General features: G+C 57.9%; 16 protein-coding genes and 1 pseudogene. 5 read left to right on the plus strand and 12 right to left on the minus strand.

The window, feature by feature from the left end:
- Nucleotides 1–10: 10 nt before the first annotated feature.
- The 9 genes and pseudogenes from QF010_RS12875 to coaBC all read right to left on the minus strand — a co-directional run bounded on the left by QF010_RS12875 (nt 11) and on the right by coaBC (nt 7,666).
- The gene (locus QF010_RS12875) at nt 11–880 is read right to left on the minus strand and encodes a hypothetical protein (RefSeq protein ID WP_429511574.1); all 870 of its coding nucleotides are present in this window, start codon (nt 878–880) and stop codon (nt 11–13) included.
- On the minus strand, nt 868–2,079 hold the full coding sequence (locus QF010_RS12880; protein ID WP_231670554.1) for a type IV toxin-antitoxin system AbiEi family antitoxin: 1,212 nt from the start codon (nt 2,077–2,079) through the stop codon (nt 868–870). Before QF010_RS12880 ends, QF010_RS12875 begins: the two co-directional genes overlap by 13 nt.
- On the minus strand, nt 2,061–2,444 hold the full coding sequence (locus QF010_RS12885; RefSeq protein ID WP_429533241.1) for a hypothetical protein: 384 nt from the start codon (nt 2,442–2,444) through the stop codon (nt 2,061–2,063). The genes QF010_RS12880 and QF010_RS12885 overlap by 19 nt, the downstream gene beginning before the upstream one ends.
- Nucleotides 2,431–3,003, minus strand: a complete 573-nt coding sequence (locus tag QF010_RS12890; protein ID WP_429533242.1) for a hypothetical protein — start codon at nt 3,001–3,003, stop codon at nt 2,431–2,433. Before QF010_RS12890 ends, QF010_RS12885 begins: the two co-directional genes overlap by 14 nt.
- Nucleotides 3,004–3,020: 17 nt before the next feature.
- A complete protein-coding gene (locus QF010_RS12895; protein ID WP_033059358.1) occupies nt 3,021–3,230 on the minus strand; it encodes a hypothetical protein in 210 nt (69 codons plus the stop codon).
- A gap of 190 nt (nt 3,231–3,420) precedes the next feature.
- Nucleotides 3,421–4,326: an acetylglutamate kinase gene (argB, locus tag QF010_RS12900; protein ID WP_010465204.1), complete on the minus strand. Its 906-nt coding sequence runs from the start codon at nt 4,324–4,326 to the stop codon at nt 3,421–3,423.
- A gap of 25 nt (nt 4,327–4,351) precedes the next feature.
- Nucleotides 4,352–5,755 (minus strand): annotated as a pseudogene (locus QF010_RS12905) (phosphomannomutase/phosphoglucomutase); the annotation flags it as partial.
- Nucleotides 5,756–5,996: 241 nt separating this feature from the next.
- The gene (dut, locus tag QF010_RS12910) at nt 5,997–6,452 is read right to left on the minus strand and encodes a dUTP diphosphatase (RefSeq protein WP_033059363.1); all 456 of its coding nucleotides are present in this window, start codon (nt 6,450–6,452) and stop codon (nt 5,997–5,999) included.
- A 5-nt stretch (nt 6,453–6,457) separates the two neighbouring features.
- Nucleotides 6,458–7,666: a bifunctional phosphopantothenoylcysteine decarboxylase/phosphopantothenate--cysteine ligase CoaBC gene (coaBC, locus tag QF010_RS12915; RefSeq protein ID WP_429511577.1), complete on the minus strand. Its 1,209-nt coding sequence runs from the start codon at nt 7,664–7,666 to the stop codon at nt 6,458–6,460.
- 136 nt (nt 7,667–7,802) lie between these two features.
- Between coaBC and radC the strand changes: the two genes are divergently transcribed.
- A complete protein-coding gene (radC, locus tag QF010_RS12920) occupies nt 7,803–8,477 on the plus strand; it encodes a RadC family protein (protein ID WP_429533243.1) in 675 nt (224 codons plus the stop codon).
- A gap of 115 nt (nt 8,478–8,592) precedes the next feature.
- Here radC and QF010_RS12925 read toward each other — a convergent pair whose 3' ends face one another.
- Nucleotides 8,593–10,179, minus strand: coding sequence for an ABC transporter substrate-binding protein (locus QF010_RS12925; RefSeq protein ID WP_429533244.1), 1,587 nt, complete (start codon nt 10,177–10,179; stop codon nt 8,593–8,595).
- Between the two features lie 445 nt (nt 10,180–10,624).
- Between QF010_RS12925 and rpmB the strand changes: the two genes are divergently transcribed.
- Nucleotides 10,625–10,858 (plus strand): 50S ribosomal protein L28, encoded by a 234-nt coding sequence (gene rpmB / locus QF010_RS12930; protein WP_007894701.1) that lies wholly within the window; start codon nt 10,625–10,627, stop codon nt 10,856–10,858.
- A gap of 11 nt (nt 10,859–10,869) precedes the next feature.
- The gene (rpmG, locus tag QF010_RS12935) at nt 10,870–11,025 is read left to right on the plus strand and encodes a 50S ribosomal protein L33 (protein ID WP_007894709.1); all 156 of its coding nucleotides are present in this window, start codon (nt 10,870–10,872) and stop codon (nt 11,023–11,025) included.
- Between the two features lie 72 nt (nt 11,026–11,097).
- On the opposite strand, the gene QF010_RS12940 is transcribed toward rpmG, so the two are convergent.
- Nucleotides 11,098–11,460: a cupin domain-containing protein gene (locus QF010_RS12940; RefSeq protein WP_033059370.1), complete on the minus strand. Its 363-nt coding sequence runs from the start codon at nt 11,458–11,460 to the stop codon at nt 11,098–11,100.
- A 237-nt stretch (nt 11,461–11,697) separates the two neighbouring features.
- Between QF010_RS12940 and QF010_RS12945 the strand changes: the two genes are divergently transcribed.
- Together QF010_RS12945 and QF010_RS12950 are read left to right on the plus strand one after the other, a co-directional pair.
- Nucleotides 11,698–13,191 (plus strand): aldehyde dehydrogenase, encoded by a 1,494-nt coding sequence (locus tag QF010_RS12945; protein ID WP_033059373.1) that lies wholly within the window; start codon nt 11,698–11,700, stop codon nt 13,189–13,191.
- Nucleotides 13,192–13,376: 185 nt separating this feature from the next.
- The gene (locus tag QF010_RS12950) at nt 13,377–14,522 is read left to right on the plus strand and encodes an MFS transporter (protein WP_429533245.1); all 1,146 of its coding nucleotides are present in this window, start codon (nt 13,377–13,379) and stop codon (nt 14,520–14,522) included.
- Between the two features lie 166 nt (nt 14,523–14,688).
- Here the strand turns inward: QF010_RS12950 and QF010_RS12955 are convergent, their stop codons facing one another.
- On the minus strand, nt 14,689–16,209 hold the full coding sequence (locus tag QF010_RS12955; RefSeq protein WP_429533280.1) for a phospholipase D family protein: 1,521 nt from the start codon (nt 16,207–16,209) through the stop codon (nt 14,689–14,691).
- Nucleotides 16,210–16,682: the final 473 nt, after the last annotated feature.

A 16,682-nucleotide genomic window follows, 5' to 3' on the forward strand; every position in this document is an offset into this window, starting at 1 on the left:
AGGGGATCTGTTACTCCCGTAGGTGTAAGGCGCGCAATAAGGCATCAATCTGCCCGAATGCGTCCTGTTGCCACTGATCCGGTGTGCGATCTCCTAGGATTTGGCTGTCTTCGACGAAACGTCTTACTGAGGTCGGGCCGTAGCCCTCGGCGATATCAAACTTTTCGCAAATGAACTGAAAACCCTGTTCGCCACTTCCCGTTTCAAGTACTGGTCGACACTCTTCTGCAAGCGCTTCTATGCCACCGGGATAATTGCGAACGCAGTAGTAGATGTCGTATGCGTCCTTCTGTTTATGCCTTCCGTTCAGGGCATATCCCTTCATCGCAAGCAGTGCGGGGATCGAGCACACAGCGACCTCGACGCGATTTTTGCCGCCCGTAGGCATGGGGCCTTCAATTGCAACCATCTGATAGAAACGCATGGCCAAGTCGGCGCCGTCGGCGCGTTGAACTGCAAAGTCGTTGAGAATGGGTGGCTTGTTTTGGATGATTTCAGCGTCGCGCGGCATCAAGAAATCCACGATCACATCTATCGCAGCGCCACCGTCCTGCACGGGAACCTGGCGAACTAGTTGGAATCTCCGAAGTTCTCCTCTTTGCTCGTACCCATTGCCCATCAGTGCTTCGATCAATGTCGCGTACTCGCCATCACCGAGTGCCTCTGCGTCCAGGCTCAAATCGACATCAAGGGTACCAACATGTTGCATATCGTCATTCGCAAGCAGAAGCCACGGCACTGCTCCACCGATCACTGCAAATTTGCCTCTGAAGGAACCAAGAATTTGACCCATTTCGATCAATACCGCCTTCACTGCTGTCGTCGTTCTGTCGTCATAATCTGAAGCGGATTGAGGCTCTTGAGGTACTAACGGGGCCATGTCAATTTTTCCTTTCGTAGATACTCGGCGGCTTCCTTTCCGCGCTCTCCTGCAACCGATAGATCCAGATATGTCTGAACTGGACTGGTGCATATGGCGCCCGGCGCGGCTTCAACGGTATCCAGTAGAAGTCCTTCGTCCTTGGGTAAAGTGATCACTACGTTTTCTCCCTTTGATGCGGGAACCAACTGTAATGCTTTGATCAATTTCTCTAGACCTTGAATGTCCGTATAAAAGTAATTCGTGCTGACTCGAGCATAGGGAGCGAGCCATTGAGCGGCAGAAAATGAGGAGAAAAGCGCGTGTCCGTTGCTACTTTCTCCGATAGCGTTTCGCGCCGCATTTTCCAATGCGCTGCCATGTAAGGTGGTGTAGAACTTTTTACGTTCCCCTGATGGAAGCTCGTATGTTTCGACCCATGCATCCAAAAGGGCTTGAGGATCGGATAGACATACCCCCTCGTTTGTTGCTCTTGCCCATTCTCGATTCAGCAGCGCTGTGCGGACATTGCTGACTTGACCAAGACTCGCTCCGGCAGCTTCGGAAAGTTCCATCACCCGCCAGGCTCGGCCCGGTTCTCGAAGCATCATACGAATGATCTGAGCTGATTTTGGTTTGAAGAGAGACTTCAGCTCCCTGTTCTCTGAAGGCGGCCTGTCAGCAACCTGGCGGTCAATGAATACACCATCGAATGAAATCCAGGAATTGCCCTCCAGGTCCAGATACCCCACACCTTTTTCCCGGCACGCTTGTCTGGCAGCGGGTGAAAGATAAGGTGCTATCACGATAGGCGTGGCCTCGGCGTTCTGCTCGTTCACGTAGTCGCGAAGCTGAAGTATGGCTGCGTTTATGAATCTGGGCTGGCCACTGGCCTTCACCTCGCAGACCAGAGAGTGCAATTTCCCGGATGTGTTTACCTCGACAATGAAGTCGGGAGTCCAGACTTTTGCAAGCGGGGCAGATGTCAGGCTTTTAATCTCGAGGATCGGTACTTTACTCAGGAGGTTTCGTAGCGCGTCTCTTGAGTGCATTTCGAGCTCTTTCATTGATTTAACCCTTTTCAACGAATGCTGAAAATAACCATTTGGGTGAAAACTGTCGAGAGTTTTCATCCAAAATGATGATTTCAGCGATTGTTGAAAGTAGGGTAAATATTGAAATATGAAAAATTGATGTGCTGCTAGCCCAGCTTCCGCCATTTATCGATGAGCCGCACAGCGAGCCATACATTGAATAGCGCAAACACCAGCAAGGCCAAGACAACGAATACATAAAGCGTGCGATCCACGTCAAAGTCCCAAAGATCCAGTGTGCTGCTGCCCATGATTTTCACAGCGGCAGGCAAGTTGACGTAAAACAGCGCCAGGAAGGCGCTGGTCAGAGGGAGGGCGCAGGCGAACAAAACGTTCATTACCTTTTTCCGGCAGCGTTTTCTGGCGAGCGGGCCAGGTTGGTTTTCATCCAGTTCCAGCGCTTCATGCAGCCTCGGCCACGCCAGGTTGAACATGAAGGTGGTCAAGGTCAGCAGCAATCCACTGACCGCCACGATGTCACTGAACGGCATTGATCCCCAGCGTTGCGCAGAGCAAGTGGTGAGAATCCTCGCTAATCTCGAACTGCCCGGCGCTGCCTTTACGTTTTGTGATGGGTTTGAAGGTCGGTTCGTTCTGTGTGATCAGCATGTTCAGCTCATCACGAATGACGTCCGAACTGATCACCACCAGATACACCGTCTGCGCATGCTCCGCAGACTCGATCACGGCTCGCATGCTGTGTTGCAGAATATCGTCCAGCTGATTGCGAAAGCGCGAAACCGTATTTTTCAGCAGGGTTTTGCTTTGGCTCTGGGTCAGCTGAAAAATCGTCGATATCTGAGACTCGGTCGGCAATGTCTGCCCGAAGTAGCTTTGAATCAGATACAGCAAGCGGTCCTGTTTCGCTTCATCGGCCCGACTCGGCATGCCGCCTTCAACCAGCATTTTCAAGTATTCGGTCAGGCTCGCCTTGGCGATACGCTGTAAGGCATGAGCGATTTCGCTGTCGGAAATCTTCAGGGTCTTTTTGACCGGCTCCTTCTGCTCCTGCTCGAAAGCCTGGGCGTCGATCGTGAACGAGATCTGCATGACTGAGTCTCCCGTGATCACTTATCGGAATTCGGATAAGGGTCGTCCGCTGCGTCTCCTTGGCCGCTGAGGATTTTCCAGCCGTTTTGCAGGTGCAATGAATCCAGGCGTTGCGGGCAGGGCGGCAAGGATTTTTTCGATTGGTTGGAATATTCGTAGCCGCAATCGGCGCATTCGTAGGTGCCTGCGGAAACGTCGCTGCCGTAAGGTGCGTAAACTTTTTGCATGGGGTCGTTCTCCTGTGGATACAGGGAAGATCCTATGCGGACTAATGCTGGCGGGATGTCGGACGTTTCGCTTAATCAGGTCAGGCATTTCCTGCGCGCATAAAAAAGATCGCAGACTTCGTCAGCTCCTACGGAATATTCGTACATCCGTAGGTGCCGCAGAAGGGTGCGATCTTTTGACGTTCTTGAATCAGTGACGCTTGCGATTGCTGATCAAGGTACCCACACCGGTGTCGGTGAAGATTTCCAGAAGAATCGCATTCGGCACCCGGCCATCGATGATCAACGAGCTGCCCACGCCACCTTGCACGGCTTCCAGCGCGCAACGGATCTTCGGCAGCATGCCGCCGTAGATGGTGCCGTCGGCGATCAACTCATCGACCTGTTGGGTGGTCAGGCCGGTGAGAACCGTGCCCGACTTGTCCATCAGGCCGGCGATGTTGGTCAGCAGCATCAGCTTTTCAGCTTTCAGCGCTTCGGCGACTTTACCGGCCACCAGGTCAGCGTTGATGTTGTACGACTCGCCGTTGGCGCCGACACCGATTGGCGCGATCACCGGGATGAAGTCACCTTTGACCAGCAGGTTCAGCAGGTCGGTGTTGATGCCGACTACTTCGCCCACTTGGCCGATGTCGATGATTTCCGGTTGAGTCATCTCCGGCGTCTGGCGGGTCACGGTGAGCTTCTTCGCACGAATCAGCTCGGCGTCTTTACCGGTCAGGCCGATGGCGCTGCCGCCATGACGGTTGATCAGGTTGACGATGTCCTTGTTCACCTGGCCGCCGAGGACCATTTCCACCACGTCCATGGTCTGCGCATCAGTCACGCGCATGCCATCGATGAAGTGGCTCTCGATCGACAGACGCTTGAGCAGGTCGCCGATTTGCGGGCCGCCGCCGTGAACCACCACCGGGTTAATGCCGACGGCTTTCATCAGCACGATGTCACGGGCGAAGCCGGTTTTCAGCTCCTCGCTTTCCATCGCGTTGCCGCCGTATTTGATCACCAGCGTCTTGCCGACATAGCGGCGAATGTAAGGCAGCGCTTCGGACAGGACCTTGGCGGTGTTGGCGGCGGCTTCGCGTTCGAGGGTCATTCAGGGCTCCGGGTGCTTCGTAAAATCAGAACGGTAATTGGAGATCAGGTGCAACACGCTTCAGCTGGACTTTGAATACGTCCTTGATGCGCTGCAATTCCGCCTCGTCATCGGCCTCGAAGCGCAACACCAGCACCGGTGTGGTGTTGGATGCGCGCACCAGGCCCCAGCCTTTGGCGTAGTCGACTCGCACGCCGTCGATGGTGGTCAGGTCGGCGCCTTCGCCCCACTTCGCGTCGTGCAATGCATCAATGATGCTGAATTTGCTCTCTTCGGTCACATGGATATTGATTTCCGGCGTAGAAATATCGTTCGGGAAGGTCGCAAACAGCTCTTCCGCGGTGGATTTTTCTTTGCTGAGGATCTCCAGCAGGCGCGCGGCGCTGTAAATGCCGTCGTCGAAACCGAACCAGCGTTCCTTGAAGAAGATGTGCCCACTCATTTCGCCGGCCAACAGGGCGCCGGTTTGTTTCATTTTCTTTTTGATCAACGAGTGACCGGTCTTCCACATGAGCGGACGGCCGCCGTATTCCTTGATCAGCGGCGTCAGGCGACGGGTGCATTTGACATCGAAGATGATTTCCGCGTCAGCGTTGCGCGCCAGTACGTCACGGGCGAACAGCATCAGCAGGCGGTCCGGGTAGACGATGCTGCCGGTGTTGGTCACCACGCCGACGCGGTCGCCGTCGCCATCGAAGGCCAGGCCGAGGTCAGCGTTGGTTTCCTTGACCTTGGCGATCAGGTCCACGAGGTTTTCAGGCTTGCCCGGATCCGGATGGTGGTTCGGGAAGTTGCCATCGACGTCGCAGAACAGCGGGATGACTTCGCAGTTCAGGGCTTCGATCAGTTGCGGGGCGATCACACCGGCCGCGCCGTTGCCGCAGTCGACGACGACTTTGAGGCGACGGGCCAGTTTGATGTCCTGAACGATTTCGGTGTTGTAGCGGTCGAGGATTTCGACTTGGGTGACGCTGCCCTTGCCGCTGCTCAGGTTGTTGGTCTTGAGGCGTTCGTGCAGGGCCTGGATCTGTTCGTTGGCCAGGGTGTCACCAGCGATGACGATCTTGAAGCCGTTGTAGTTCGACGGGTTGTGGCTGCCGGTGAGCATTACACCGGATTTGCCGGCCAGGACGTTGGCGGCGTAGTACAGCGCAGGCGTTGGCACCAGGCCAACGTCGCTGACGTGGCAACCGCTGTCGGCAAGGCCTTTGATCAGTTGTTCGACCAGTTCCGGACCGGACAGGCGACCGTCACGGCCGACGGAAACGTTCGGTTCATCCTGGGCCAGGCTCTGGGAGCCGATGGCGCGACCGAGCCAATAAGCGGTTTCAGCGTTCAAGAATTCCGGGACGGTGCCGCGAATATCGTAGGCGCGGAAGATGCTGTCGGGGAACTTGGGTGCGACTTGGGCTGGGGTGCTCATTACTGGAAATGCTCCATCTCGAAGGGTGGCAGGACCTGCTGCGAATAACTCGTCGGCAGGTTCAAACTGAAGGGTATGACGGCTTTTTCCACTGAGAGTTCGTGGTGTGAAAAGGCCATGACCCCGACATCAGCGTGTAATGGAACGCCCGATGCCTTGATTTTCAGTGATAAACCTTCCAGATGACGTCTGTGCAATTTGTGGTGAGAGAGCTTGCTCCCTCATCACAAGGTCGTCAGTTTTTCGATCAATGGCTACCGGAATGCCCGAAACCGCCAGTGCCGCGTTCGGTTTCAACGAACTCTTCTACCATCTCGAAGTGCGCTTGAACCACCGGCACCAAAACCAGCTGGGCCAAACGCTCGCCAACGACCATGTTGAAATCGGTCTGGCCGCGGTTCCAGCAGGAAACCATCAGCGGACCCTGGTAATCGGAGTCAATCAAACCGACCAGGTTGCCGAGCACGATGCCGTGCTTATGGCCCAGGCCCGAGCGCGGCAGAATCAGCGCCGCGAGGCCCGGATCACCAATGTAAACGGACAGGCCCGTTGGGATCAGCACGGTTTCGCCCGGCTTGATGACGGTGTCTTTTTCCAGCATGGCGCGCAGGTCGAGGCCGGCGGAGCCTGGCGTGGCGTACTGCGGCAGCGGGAAATCGGTACCGATGCGAGGGTCGAGGATCTTGGCTTGCAAAGTGTGCATGTAAATTAAACCTGGTTCAGACGTTCGGCGATAAAAGTGATCAGCTGGCGAGCAATCTTGCTCTTGCTGGTCTGAGCGAAAAGTGTGGCGTGTAGCTGGCGGTCGATCACGCTGCAGGCGTTTTCTTCGCTGTTGAAGCCAATGCTCGGGTTGGCGACGTCGTTGGCGACGATCAAATCGAGGTTCTTGTCTTTCAACTTGCGGGCAGCGTAATCGAGCAAGTGTTCGGTTTCGGCGGCGAAACCGACACTGAACGGACGGTCAGGGCGCGTGGCGATGGTGGCCAGGATGTCCGGGTTACGCACCATCTGTAGCAACAAGCCGTCGCCGTTCGTAGGGTCTTTCTTGAGTTTCTGTGGGGCGACGACTTCCGGACGGTAATCCGCGACCGCTGCCGAGGCGATGAACAGGTCGCAAGGGATCGCGGCTTCACAAGCGGCGAGCATGTCACGGGCGCTGACCACGTCGATGCGGGTGACGCGATCCGGGGTCGGCAGGTGCACCGGGCCGGTGATCAGGGTTACACGGGCGCCGGCTTCCACCGCGGCTTCGGCCAGGGCAAAGCCCATTTTCCCGGAACTGTGGTTGGTGATGTAACGCACCGGGTCGATGTTTTCCTGGGTCGGGCCTGCGGTGATCAGCACGTGTTTGCCGGTCAGCGCCTGACGCTGGAAGCAGTCTGCCGCGCACTGGGCGAGATCGGTGGCTTCGAGCATGCGACCCATGCCGACGTCGCCGCAAGCCTGACTGCCGGAGGCCGGGCCGAAGGCTTTGATGCCGCGACTTTCGAGGGTTTGCAGGTTGGCCTGGGTCGCCGGGTCGCGCCACATGGCCTGGTTCATCGCCGGGGCTACGGCGACCACGGCGTCGGTGGCCAGCACCAGCGTGGTCAGCAGGTCATCGGCAATGCCTTGGGCCAGGCGGGCAATGAGGTCCGCGGTGGCGGGGGCGATCAGCACCAGGTCGGCCCATTTGGCCAGTTCGATGTGGCCCATGGCGGCTTCGGCCGCGGGGTCCAGCAGGTCGAGGTGGACCGGGTGGCCGGACAAGGCCTGCATGGTCAACGGCGTGATGAACTCGCTGCCGCCACGGGTCATGACCACGCGCACTTCGGCGCCCTGGTCGATCAGGCGGCGAACCAGGTCGGCGCTCTTGTAGGCAGCAATGCCGCCGCCGACGCCCAGAACGATGCGTTTCCGATACAGCCGCTGCATAGGTCTGCCTTTCATTTCGTTGATGACTGCATGGCGATACCCCCTCCCCAGGGATGAAATCGCCCGCAAAAAAGATGGGCTAAGATATCACAGCGACCGCTACGGAACAGCGGCGCCCACAGACCAGGGAGGTGCTATGAGTATTCGCGATTGGCCAGCGGCGGAACGGCCGCGGGAGAGGTTGCTTGAGTTGGGCTCGGGGAGCCTTTCAGACGCCGAACTGCTGGCGATTTTTTTACGAACGGGCGTGTCGGGTAAAAGCGCGGTAGATCTGGCGCGACACCTGTTGAGTCAGTTTGGCAGCCTGCGCTCACTGCTCGAGGCCGATCAAGCAGACTTCAGCAGGCAGTTGGGGCTCGGGCCGGCGAAATTCGCTCAGTTGCAAGCGGTCCAGGAAATGAGCCGGCGGCATTTGGCCGAACGTGCGCGCCAAAAATCGGCACTGGAAAATCCGCAGGCGGTTCGTGATTACCTGAAGTCAATGTTGCGCCACGAGCCTCACGAGGTGTTCGGCTGTCTGTTTTTGGATTCCAAGCATCAAGTGCTGACCTTTGAAGTGCTGTTTCGCGGCTCCATCGACAGCACCAGTGTCTATCCGAGACAAGTGGTTAAGCGCGCGTTGGCCCACAACGCCGCAGCGCTGATCCTCTGCCATAACCATCCGTCGGGTAATACCAACCCCAGTCAAGCCGACCGAACACTGACCAAGCGCCTGCAGGAGGCGCTGGATCTGATTGATGTGCGGGTACTCGACCATTTCATCATCGGTGATGGCGATCCGCTGTCCATGGCCGAGTATGGATGGATGTGAACCCCTGTAGGAGTGAGCCTGCTCGCGATGGCGTCGTGTCAGTCAACCTAACCGGTGACTGAAAGAATGCCATCGCGAGCAGGCTCACTCCCACAGGGTTTTATGCTGAGGCTGATTACTTCAGGTTGACCTTGGAGTAGTCCTGACGGCCGAACGGGCTGACGGCATAGCCCTCAACGTCCTTGCGCGTCAGCGCGAAGGCGGTCGGGTGGGCCAGCGGCAGCCACAGCGCCTGTTGCTGGATCTGCGCCTGAGCCTGCTCGTAGAGCTTGGTGCGCACACCTTGCTCCCCGGTGGTCTTGCCGGCACTGATCAGTTTGTCCAGGTCCTGGTTGCAGTAGCGGGCGAAGTTGGTGCCGGATTTCACCGCGGCGCAGGAAAACTGCGGCGTGAGGAAGTTGTCCGGGTCGCCGTTGTCACCGGCCCAGCCCATGAACAACAGGTCGTGTTCACCAGCCTTGGCGCGGCGAATCAGTTCGCCCCATTCGATCACCCGAATCTCGGCCTGAATGCCGATTTCCGCGAGGTCCGATTGCAGCATTTGAGCGCTGAGGCTCGGGTTCGGGTTGAGCAGGCTACCAGAAGGTCGGGTCCAGATAGTGGTCTGGAAACCGTCCTTGAGCCCGGCCTTCGCCATGAGTGCTTTGGCTTTTTCGACGTCATGCGGATAGCCCGGCAGGCCTTTGGCATAGCTCCAGGTGTTCGGCGGATATGGACCGTTGGCAGGTTCGGCGGTGTCTTCGAACACGGCTTTGACGTAGCTGGCCTTGTCGAACGCGAGGTTGATCGCCTGGCGCACTTCAGGCTTGTCCAGCGGCGGATGCTGGCTGTTGATGCCGACGAACGCGGTCATGAAGGCGTCAGTCTTTTCCACTTTCAGGGTCGGTTCTTTCAGCGCCGCCTGTACGTCCAGAGGCTTGGGCGACAGGGCGATCTGGCACTCGTTGCGACGCAACTTCTGCAAACGCACGTTGGCGTCTGGGGTGATGGCGAAAATCAGCGGATCCACCGAAGGCTTGCCGCGGAAGTAGTCCGGGTTGGCCTTGTAGCGGATCGAAGCGTCTTTCTGGAACCGAGTGAAAACGAACGGTCCGGTGCCGATCGGTTGGTTGTTGAGTTTCTCCGGAGTACCGGCCTTCAGCAGTTTGTCGGCGTATTCAGCCGAATAGATCGAGGCGAAACCCATGCTCAAGGTCGCGAGGAAGGTCGAGTCCGGGTGGTCGAGGGTGAAGCGAATGGTCAGCGGGTCCAATGCATCGATCTTCTTGATCAGCGCCGGTAACTGCATCGATTGCGCATGTGGGAAACCGCTCTGGGCCACTTTGTGCCAAGGGTGTGCCGGGTCGAGCATACGGTCGAAACTGAACTTAACGTCTTCGGCGGTCAGTTCGCGCGTCGGGCTGAAAAATTCAGTGCGGTGGAATTTCACCTGTGGGTGAAGCTTGAACACGTACGTCAGGCCATCGGGCGTGACTTCCCAGCTGTCCGCGAGGCTGGCGACCACTTTGCCGCTGGCCGTGTCGAAGTCCACCAGGCGGTTCATCAGCACGTCGGCCGAGGCGTTGGTGGTGGTCAGCGAGTTGTATTGCACCACGTCGAACCCTTCCGGGCTGGCCTCGGTGCAGACGCTCAGGGCGGCGGCATGGGCCAATGGGCTCAGCAGAAGCGGGGCAAGCAGCAGCGGTAGGGCAGCGAGGCGCATGGTCGGATTCCTTTACAGATCGAAGGCCCATCTGCAAGTGCAGTCTGGAAAAGGCTTACCCTAGTGGGCTCTTTTGTAAATGACTATCCCCTTTTTCATTTTAAGGGGACTATGTGCGATCGATTTCCGCGTAGGGCGGTTGGCAAAACCCTGGATTGATGGCTCGGCCGATTTTCTGCGACGAGCGGTCTTCATCGACGACAGCCTTTGTCTTAGGCGCTCGGAGCCTGAAAAATGGGGTTTTTATCAACTCAGCGCACACGGAATGTTGTTGCTCTTCAGTCTTTCTGGTATAAAGCAGCGCTCTTTTCTAGGGGCCCGGTTCCTTCACTGTAGGTGTAGCCGGTAAGACCTCTAAAGAAACGCGGCGCCTGGCGCCAAATGACTGAGAGATTAAGCGGCCAACCCATGCCGGGTTGGGCATGTGGTTTTAGAGGGCTGAGGCATGTCGAGAGTATGTCAAGTTACCGGTAAGGGTCCGGTGACTGGGAATAACATTTCCCACGCAAACAACAAAACCCGTCGTCGTTTCCTGCCGAACCTGCAGCATCACCGCTTCTGGGTTGAAGAAGAGAAACGTTTCGTGCGTCTGCGCGTATCTGCCAAAGGCATGCGTATCATCGACAAGCGTGGCATCACTGTCGTGCTGGCCGAAATCCGCAAAGCTGGCAAGATCTAAGGGAGCTAATCATGCGTGAATTGATTCGTTTGATTTCGAGCGCCGGTACTGGTCACTTCTACACTACCGACAAGAACAAGCGCACTACTCCGGACAAAATCGAGATCAAGAAATTTGATCCGGTTGTTCGCAAGCACGTGATCTACAAAGAAGGCAAAATCAAGTAATTGATTTTTCCCTCTTACGAAAAAGGCCCGTATCGCGAGATACGGGCCTTTTTTGTGGCCTCGAGAAAGGTTTCAAGCTTTCTGTTCAAACACCACATAGATCTTGCGGCACGGCTCCAGCACCTCCCAGGTGCCTCTGAACCCGGCCGGGATCACGAAGCGATCACCTACGCGCAAGGTCTTGCCGTTGCCATCGTTGTCGCGCAGCACTGAAACCCCCTGAAGGATTTCGCAGTATTCGTGCTCGGTGTAGTTCACATGCCACTGGCCGACTTCGCCTTCCCACACACCTGCGCTCATCTGGCCGCAAGGACTGTTGTAGTGGTTGTACACTGCTTGTTCAGGGTCGCCCTTGAGGACTTTCGCCGGGTCTGGCCGGTAACGATCGGGCTGGGTGGTGGCCTGGCTGAAGTCGACGATGTCCTGGATGCTCATTCTTGTAATCCCCCGTGATTGCGGCGCGATGGCTGGAAAGTCCAAAGTCTATGTTTATTAAAATGAACACCGCAAGGCCGTTTGCCGACCTTGTGTCAAATATATTGAAACAACCCCGGCCACTGGTTTAGGGTGACGGTTGCCTTGGGCCGAATAATCAGGCCGGCTGGGCAGAATTCCTGACAGCGCCCGCGAAGACCGTGGAGCGTTCGTATTCAACAAGAGGAGGACACTCGTATGACCACCCTGACTCGTGCCGATTGGGAACAACGGGCTCTCGATCTGAAGATCGAAGGCCGCGCCTACATCAATGGCGAATACACCGATGCTGTCTCCGCCGAGACCTTTGAGTGCATCAGCCCGGTCGATGGCCGTCTGCTGGGCAAGATTGCCAGCTGTGACGCCGCCGACGCCCAGCGCGCTGTTGAAAACGCCCGCGCCACTTTCAATTCCGGCGTCTGGTCGCGTCTGGCACCGACCAAGCGCAAAGCCACCATGATCCGTTTCGCCGGCCTGCTGAAACAGCACGCCGAAGAGCTGGCCCTGCTTGAAACCCTGGACATGGGCAAGCCGATCAGCGACTCCCTGTACATCGACGTTCCAGGCGCGGCGCAAGCCCTGAGCTGGAGCGGTGAAGCCATCGACAAGATCTACGACGAAGTGGCCGCGACTCCCCATGACCAGTTGGGTCTGGTGACCCGCGAACCCGTCGGCGTAGTCGGCGCCATCGTGCCGTGGAACTTCCCGCTGATGATGGCCTGCTGGAAACTCGGCCCGGCGCTGTCCACCGGTAACTCGGTCATCCTCAAGCCATCCGAAAAATCCCCGCTGACCGCCATCCGCATCGCTGCGCTGGCCGTTGAGGCCGGCATTCCGAAAGGCGTGTTGAACGTCCTGCCAGGTTACGGTCACACCGTCGGCAAGGCCCTGGCCCTGCACAATGATGTGGACACCCTGGTGTTCACCGGTTCGACCAAAATCGCCAAGCAACTGCTGATCTACTCCGGCGAATCGAACATGAAGCGCGTCTGGCTTGAAGCCGGCGGCAAGAGCCCGAACATCGTGTTCGCCGATGCACCGGACCTGCAAGCTGCCGCGGAATCGGCTGCCGGTGCCATCGCCTTCAACCAGGGCGAAGTCTGCACCGCCGGCTCGCGCCTGCTGGTGGAGCGTTCGATCAAGGATAAATTCCTGCCGCTGGTGATCGAGGCCCTCAAAACCTGGAAACCGGGCAACCCGCTGGACCCGGCGACCAACGTCGGCGCACTGGTGGATACCCAGCAGATGAACACCGTGCTGTCCTACATCGAATCCGGCCACACCGACGGCGCCAAGCTGGTGGCGGGCGGCAAACGCATTCTTCAGGAAACCGGTGGCACCTACGTTGAGCCGACGATTTTCGACGGCGTCAGCAACGCGATGAAAATCGCCCAGGAAGAAATCTTCGGCCCGGTGTTGTCGGTGCTCACTTTCGATACCGCCGAAGAAGCCATTGCGATTGCCAACGACACCCCTTACGGCTTGGCCGCAGCGGTGTGGACCAAGGACATTTCCAAGGCCCACCTGACTGCCAAGGCACTGCGCGCGGGTAGCGTATGGGTCAACCAGTATGACGGCGGCGACATGACGGCCCCGTTCGGTGGCTTCAAGCAGTCCGGCAACGGTCGCGACAAGTCGCTGCATGCGTTCGACAAGTACACCGAGCTGAAGGCGACCTGGATCAAGTTGTAATTTGTAGCGGGCCCCGGTCAAAAAACCGGGGCTAAACACAACGAAGATCCCCTGTGGGAGCGAGCTTGCTCGCGATAGCGGTATGACAGTCGACGTCAATGTTGAATGTTGCTCCGTCATCGCGAGCAAGCTCGCTCCCACATTGTTTTGTGCTGTACATAAAAATATCCACAGGAGCGTGGGAAATGCGTTGGGCGACTTATTTCGCCGTGTTGGCGTCTGTCTTGAGTGTCGGCCTGGCGCTGGGCGTCAGCATGCCGTTGGTGTCGTTTCGCCTGGAAGGCTGGGGTTACGGCTCGTTCGCCATCGGCGTGATGGCCGCGATGCCCGCAATTGGCGTATTGCTGGGGGCAAAGATCTCCAGCCATCTGGCCGCGCGTCTGGGCACGGCCAATCTGATGCGTTTGTGCCTGTGGGCCGGGGCGTTGTCCATCGGTTTGCTGGCGCTGTTGCCGAGCTATCCGATTTGGCTGGCATTACGGCTGATGATCGGGGTGATCCTGACCCTCGTCTTCATCCTCGGCGAAAGCTGGATCAACCAGCTTGTGCTGGAAGAGTGGCGCGGGCGATTGGTGGCGCTGTATGGCAGCAGTTATGCGCTGAGTCAGCTGGCCGGGCCGTTGCTGCTTGGCGTTCTGGGCACTGAGCACGATTACGGATTCTGGGTCGGCGTCGGTTTGTTGATGGCGGCACCGTTCCTGTTACTGGGCCGCAGCGGCGCGCCGACCAGTGAGGCCTGCAGCGTGACCTTCAGCGACTTGCTGGGTTTCTGCCGTGGCCTGCCGGCGATTGCCTGGGCGGTGTCGCTGTTCGCAGCGTTCGAAGCGATGATCCTGACGTTGTTGCCGGTTTATTGCCTGCGTCAGGGCTTTACGACGGATATTGCGTTGGCGATGGTCAGCACGGTGGTGGTGGGTGATGCCTTGCTGCAATTGCCGATTGGCGCACTGGCTGATCGCTTGTCGCGACGTACGTTGTTCACCGGGTGTGCGGTGGTCCTGTTGATATCGAGCCTGGCCATTCCGTTGTTGATCGATACGTTGCTGATCTGGCCGTTGTGGGTGTTGTTCGGTGCCAGTGCCGGTGGCCTGTTCACCTTGTCACTGATCCTGATCGGCGAGCGCTATCGCGACGATGCACTGGTGCGCGCCAATGCGCATATCGCGCAGTTGTGGGGTATCGGTTGCCTGGTCGGACCGTTGGCGGCCGGTGCCGGCAGCCAGTGGATCAGCGGGCATGCGTTGCCACTGCTGATGGCGGCCGGTGCGCTGGGGTTGGTGATCCTGCTGTCACGGCAAGGGGCATTTGGTGCGATTACCGAGCCGGCTTGAGCACGGTACAAAACCTGTGGCGAGGGAGCTTGCTCCCGCTGGGGCGCGAAGCGGCCCTAAACTCAGGCGCCGCGTTTGTTCAGGCAGAACGCATATGCCGATTTGCGACTGCTGCGCAGTCGAGCGGGAGCAAGCTCCCTCGCCACAATTGATCGCGACCTCCTGACTACAACATCCGCTCCAGGCCGACCGTGGTGCTCATCCATGCACTGAAGCGCCGCCACCAGCTTGCCGGCTCCCGGGTCAGGGTGTGCAGCTTGCCGTCGTCTTCTGTCACCCAGACAACCTGGCCATTTTCCAGTTTCGCCTGATAACTCAACGGCGGCGCCATGCCCTGCATCGCCAGTTCGCGGACGTGCGCGGCGAGTTCCGGGCTGTCCACCAGCACCCCGACTTCAGTGTTCCACAGCACCGAGCGCGGGTCGAAATTGAACGAGCCAATGAACGACTTTTGCTGGTCGAAGATCATCGCCTTGCTGTGCAGGCTGGAGTCGTAACCGCGGTGGGACTTGCTGTAGAACAGATGGGGTCCGCTTCCGCCGCCTAAACCAGGCTGGCGACGCAATTCGAACAGCTGCACGCCATGTTCCAGCAGTGCCTTGCGATACGGCGCGTAACCGCCATGCACCGCCGGCACGTCAGTGGCTTCCAGTGAGTTGGTCAGCAGGCTCACTGACACCCCGGCATCGGCGCGCCCGGTCAGGTACACCAGCCCCGGCTGGCCGGGTACGAAGTAAGCCGAAATCATGATCAGCTCTTTGCTGACGCCATTGAGTTCGGGCGCCAGCTGCGTGGTCAGCAGCAACTGCGGGTCGGGCTCGCCGTCGGCCAGCACCTTGCTCGGCGCGTCCCACAGTGCCTGGTTCCAGGCCCAGATCAACTCCCGACGCCAGATGTCCAGGCGCGGGTGAGTGGTGTAGGTCATCAACTGCTGGTAGAGCGCGTGATTCTGTTTGCGCGTTTCCTCAAGCGATTCTTCCAGTCGGGTCCGGGTGTTTTCCAGATCCCTGACCGTCGGTTTGCTCGAGAGGAACTGGTCGATCGGCTTGCTCAGCGCACTGTTCCAGTATTGGTCGAAACTGTGCCCCAGCTGTTCGGCGACCGGGCCGACGCTGAGCATGTCGATGTCAGTGAAATTCAGGTTGGGTTCGGCATCGAAGTACTCATCCCCCAGATTGCGTCCACCGACGATGGCCATGCTGTTGTCGGCCAGCCACAGCTTGTTGTGCATGCGCCGGTGTTGCTGCGACAGGTTGAGCAACCGTCCCGCCGTTCGTGTCACGCCGGTGCTGCGACCCAGGTGCAGTGGGTTGAACACACGGATCTGGATCTGCGGATGCGCCGCCAGCGTGGCGATGAGCCGGTCCAGGCCATCGCTGGTGGTGTCGTCGAGCAGAATGCGTACGCGCACGCCGCGGTCGGCAGCCTTGAGAAGCTCGTCCACCAGCATCCGTGTGCTGATGCCGTCGTGAACGATGTAGTACTGCAAATCCAGGCTGCTTTGGGCGTTGCGGATCAGTTCGGCGCGGGCCGTGAAGGCTTCGGTGCTGTCGGACAGCAGGCGAAAGCCGGATTGCCCCTCGTGGGGGGCAGCCTGGGCCTGAATCGAGCGACCGAACGCCGAGTCACTGGCGGGCAGTGCCTGGCTGGGAGTCCTGGGCACATCAAGGGTGGCACAACCGCTCATTAATACACTGAGCAATATCACCAGAGCGATGGTTTGTCTGGAACTCAAGTTGGTTATCTCGATTCGCGGCAAAGCCGGAGTATGGCACGGCCTGCGACGAGCAGGTGTGAACGCTGTGCTGGCGAGTGTTATATGGCAAATGGCGTGCAAGTTTTTACGCATTGAATAAAGACGAAACGAAAATGTATTTAAAGAGTTGAAAGTACGGGTTGCAATTTTAGATCTCGATTTTTAGTTTGATGATTCTCATTGCGCTTTTGCTGTTTGATTTGTTTTGAATGAAAGTTTAATGCGTATTCGTGACGCTAGAGAGGAGTGGTGCGCGAAAAAAAACCGGAGCTCCAGTGTTGTCGGGGGGGTGGGAAGTCACACGTTTGGTGGTTGGAATGCTACAAGTTTTTTCATTCAAAACTTTCAAGAAAGCTCTCGAAAAGCTACGCCAGCGTGAGCCTTGTCCTATTAGTAGTAGAGAT

The sequence above is a fragment of the Pseudomonas silensiensis genome (assembly GCF_050434865.1).
In the GTDB taxonomy this organism is placed as follows: domain Bacteria; phylum Pseudomonadota; class Gammaproteobacteria; order Pseudomonadales; family Pseudomonadaceae; genus Aquipseudomonas; species Aquipseudomonas fluorescens_W.

What these genes read in the sequence shown, in the direction of transcription:
- QF010_RS12875 (WP_429511574.1), bottom strand. Translation starts at nt 880, where the DNA reads ATGGCCCCGTTAGTACCTCAAGAGCCTCAATCCGCTTCAGATTATGAC.
- QF010_RS12880 (WP_231670554.1), bottom strand. Translation starts at nt 2,079, where the DNA reads ATGGCGGAAGCTGGGCTAGCAGCACATCAATTTTTCATATTTCAATAT.
- QF010_RS12885 (WP_429533241.1), bottom strand. Translation starts at nt 2,444, where the DNA reads ATGCCGTTCAGTGACATCGTGGCGGTCAGTGGATTGCTGCTGACCTTG.
- QF010_RS12890 (WP_429533242.1), bottom strand. Translation starts at nt 3,003, where the DNA reads ATGCAGATCTCGTTCACGATCGACGCCCAGGCTTTCGAGCAGGAGCAG.
- QF010_RS12895 (WP_033059358.1), bottom strand. Translation starts at nt 3,230, where the DNA reads ATGCAAAAAGTTTACGCACCTTACGGCAGCGACGTTTCCGCAGGCACC.
- argB (WP_010465204.1), bottom strand. Translation starts at nt 4,326, where the DNA reads ATGACCCTCGAACGCGAAGCCGCCGCCAACACCGCCAAGGTCCTGTCC.
- dut (WP_033059363.1), bottom strand. Translation starts at nt 6,452, where the DNA reads ATGCACACTTTGCAAGCCAAGATCCTCGACCCTCGCATCGGTACCGAT.
- coaBC (WP_429511577.1), bottom strand. Translation starts at nt 7,666, where the DNA reads ATGCAGCGGCTGTATCGGAAACGCATCGTTCTGGGCGTCGGCGGCGGC.
- radC (WP_429533243.1), top strand. Translation starts at nt 7,803, where the DNA reads ATGAGTATTCGCGATTGGCCAGCGGCGGAACGGCCGCGGGAGAGGTTG.
- QF010_RS12925 (WP_429533244.1), bottom strand. Translation starts at nt 10,179, where the DNA reads ATGCGCCTCGCTGCCCTACCGCTGCTGCTTGCCCCGCTTCTGCTGAGC.
- rpmB (WP_007894701.1), top strand. Translation starts at nt 10,625, where the DNA reads ATGTCGAGAGTATGTCAAGTTACCGGTAAGGGTCCGGTGACTGGGAAT.
- rpmG (WP_007894709.1), top strand. Translation starts at nt 10,870, where the DNA reads ATGCGTGAATTGATTCGTTTGATTTCGAGCGCCGGTACTGGTCACTTC.
- QF010_RS12940 (WP_033059370.1), bottom strand. Translation starts at nt 11,460, where the DNA reads ATGAGCATCCAGGACATCGTCGACTTCAGCCAGGCCACCACCCAGCCC.
- QF010_RS12945 (WP_033059373.1), top strand. Translation starts at nt 11,698, where the DNA reads ATGACCACCCTGACTCGTGCCGATTGGGAACAACGGGCTCTCGATCTG.
- QF010_RS12950 (WP_429533245.1), top strand. Translation starts at nt 13,377, where the DNA reads ATGCGTTGGGCGACTTATTTCGCCGTGTTGGCGTCTGTCTTGAGTGTC.
- QF010_RS12955 (WP_429533280.1), bottom strand. Translation starts at nt 16,209, where the DNA reads ATGAGCGGTTGTGCCACCCTTGATGTGCCCAGGACTCCCAGCCAGGCA.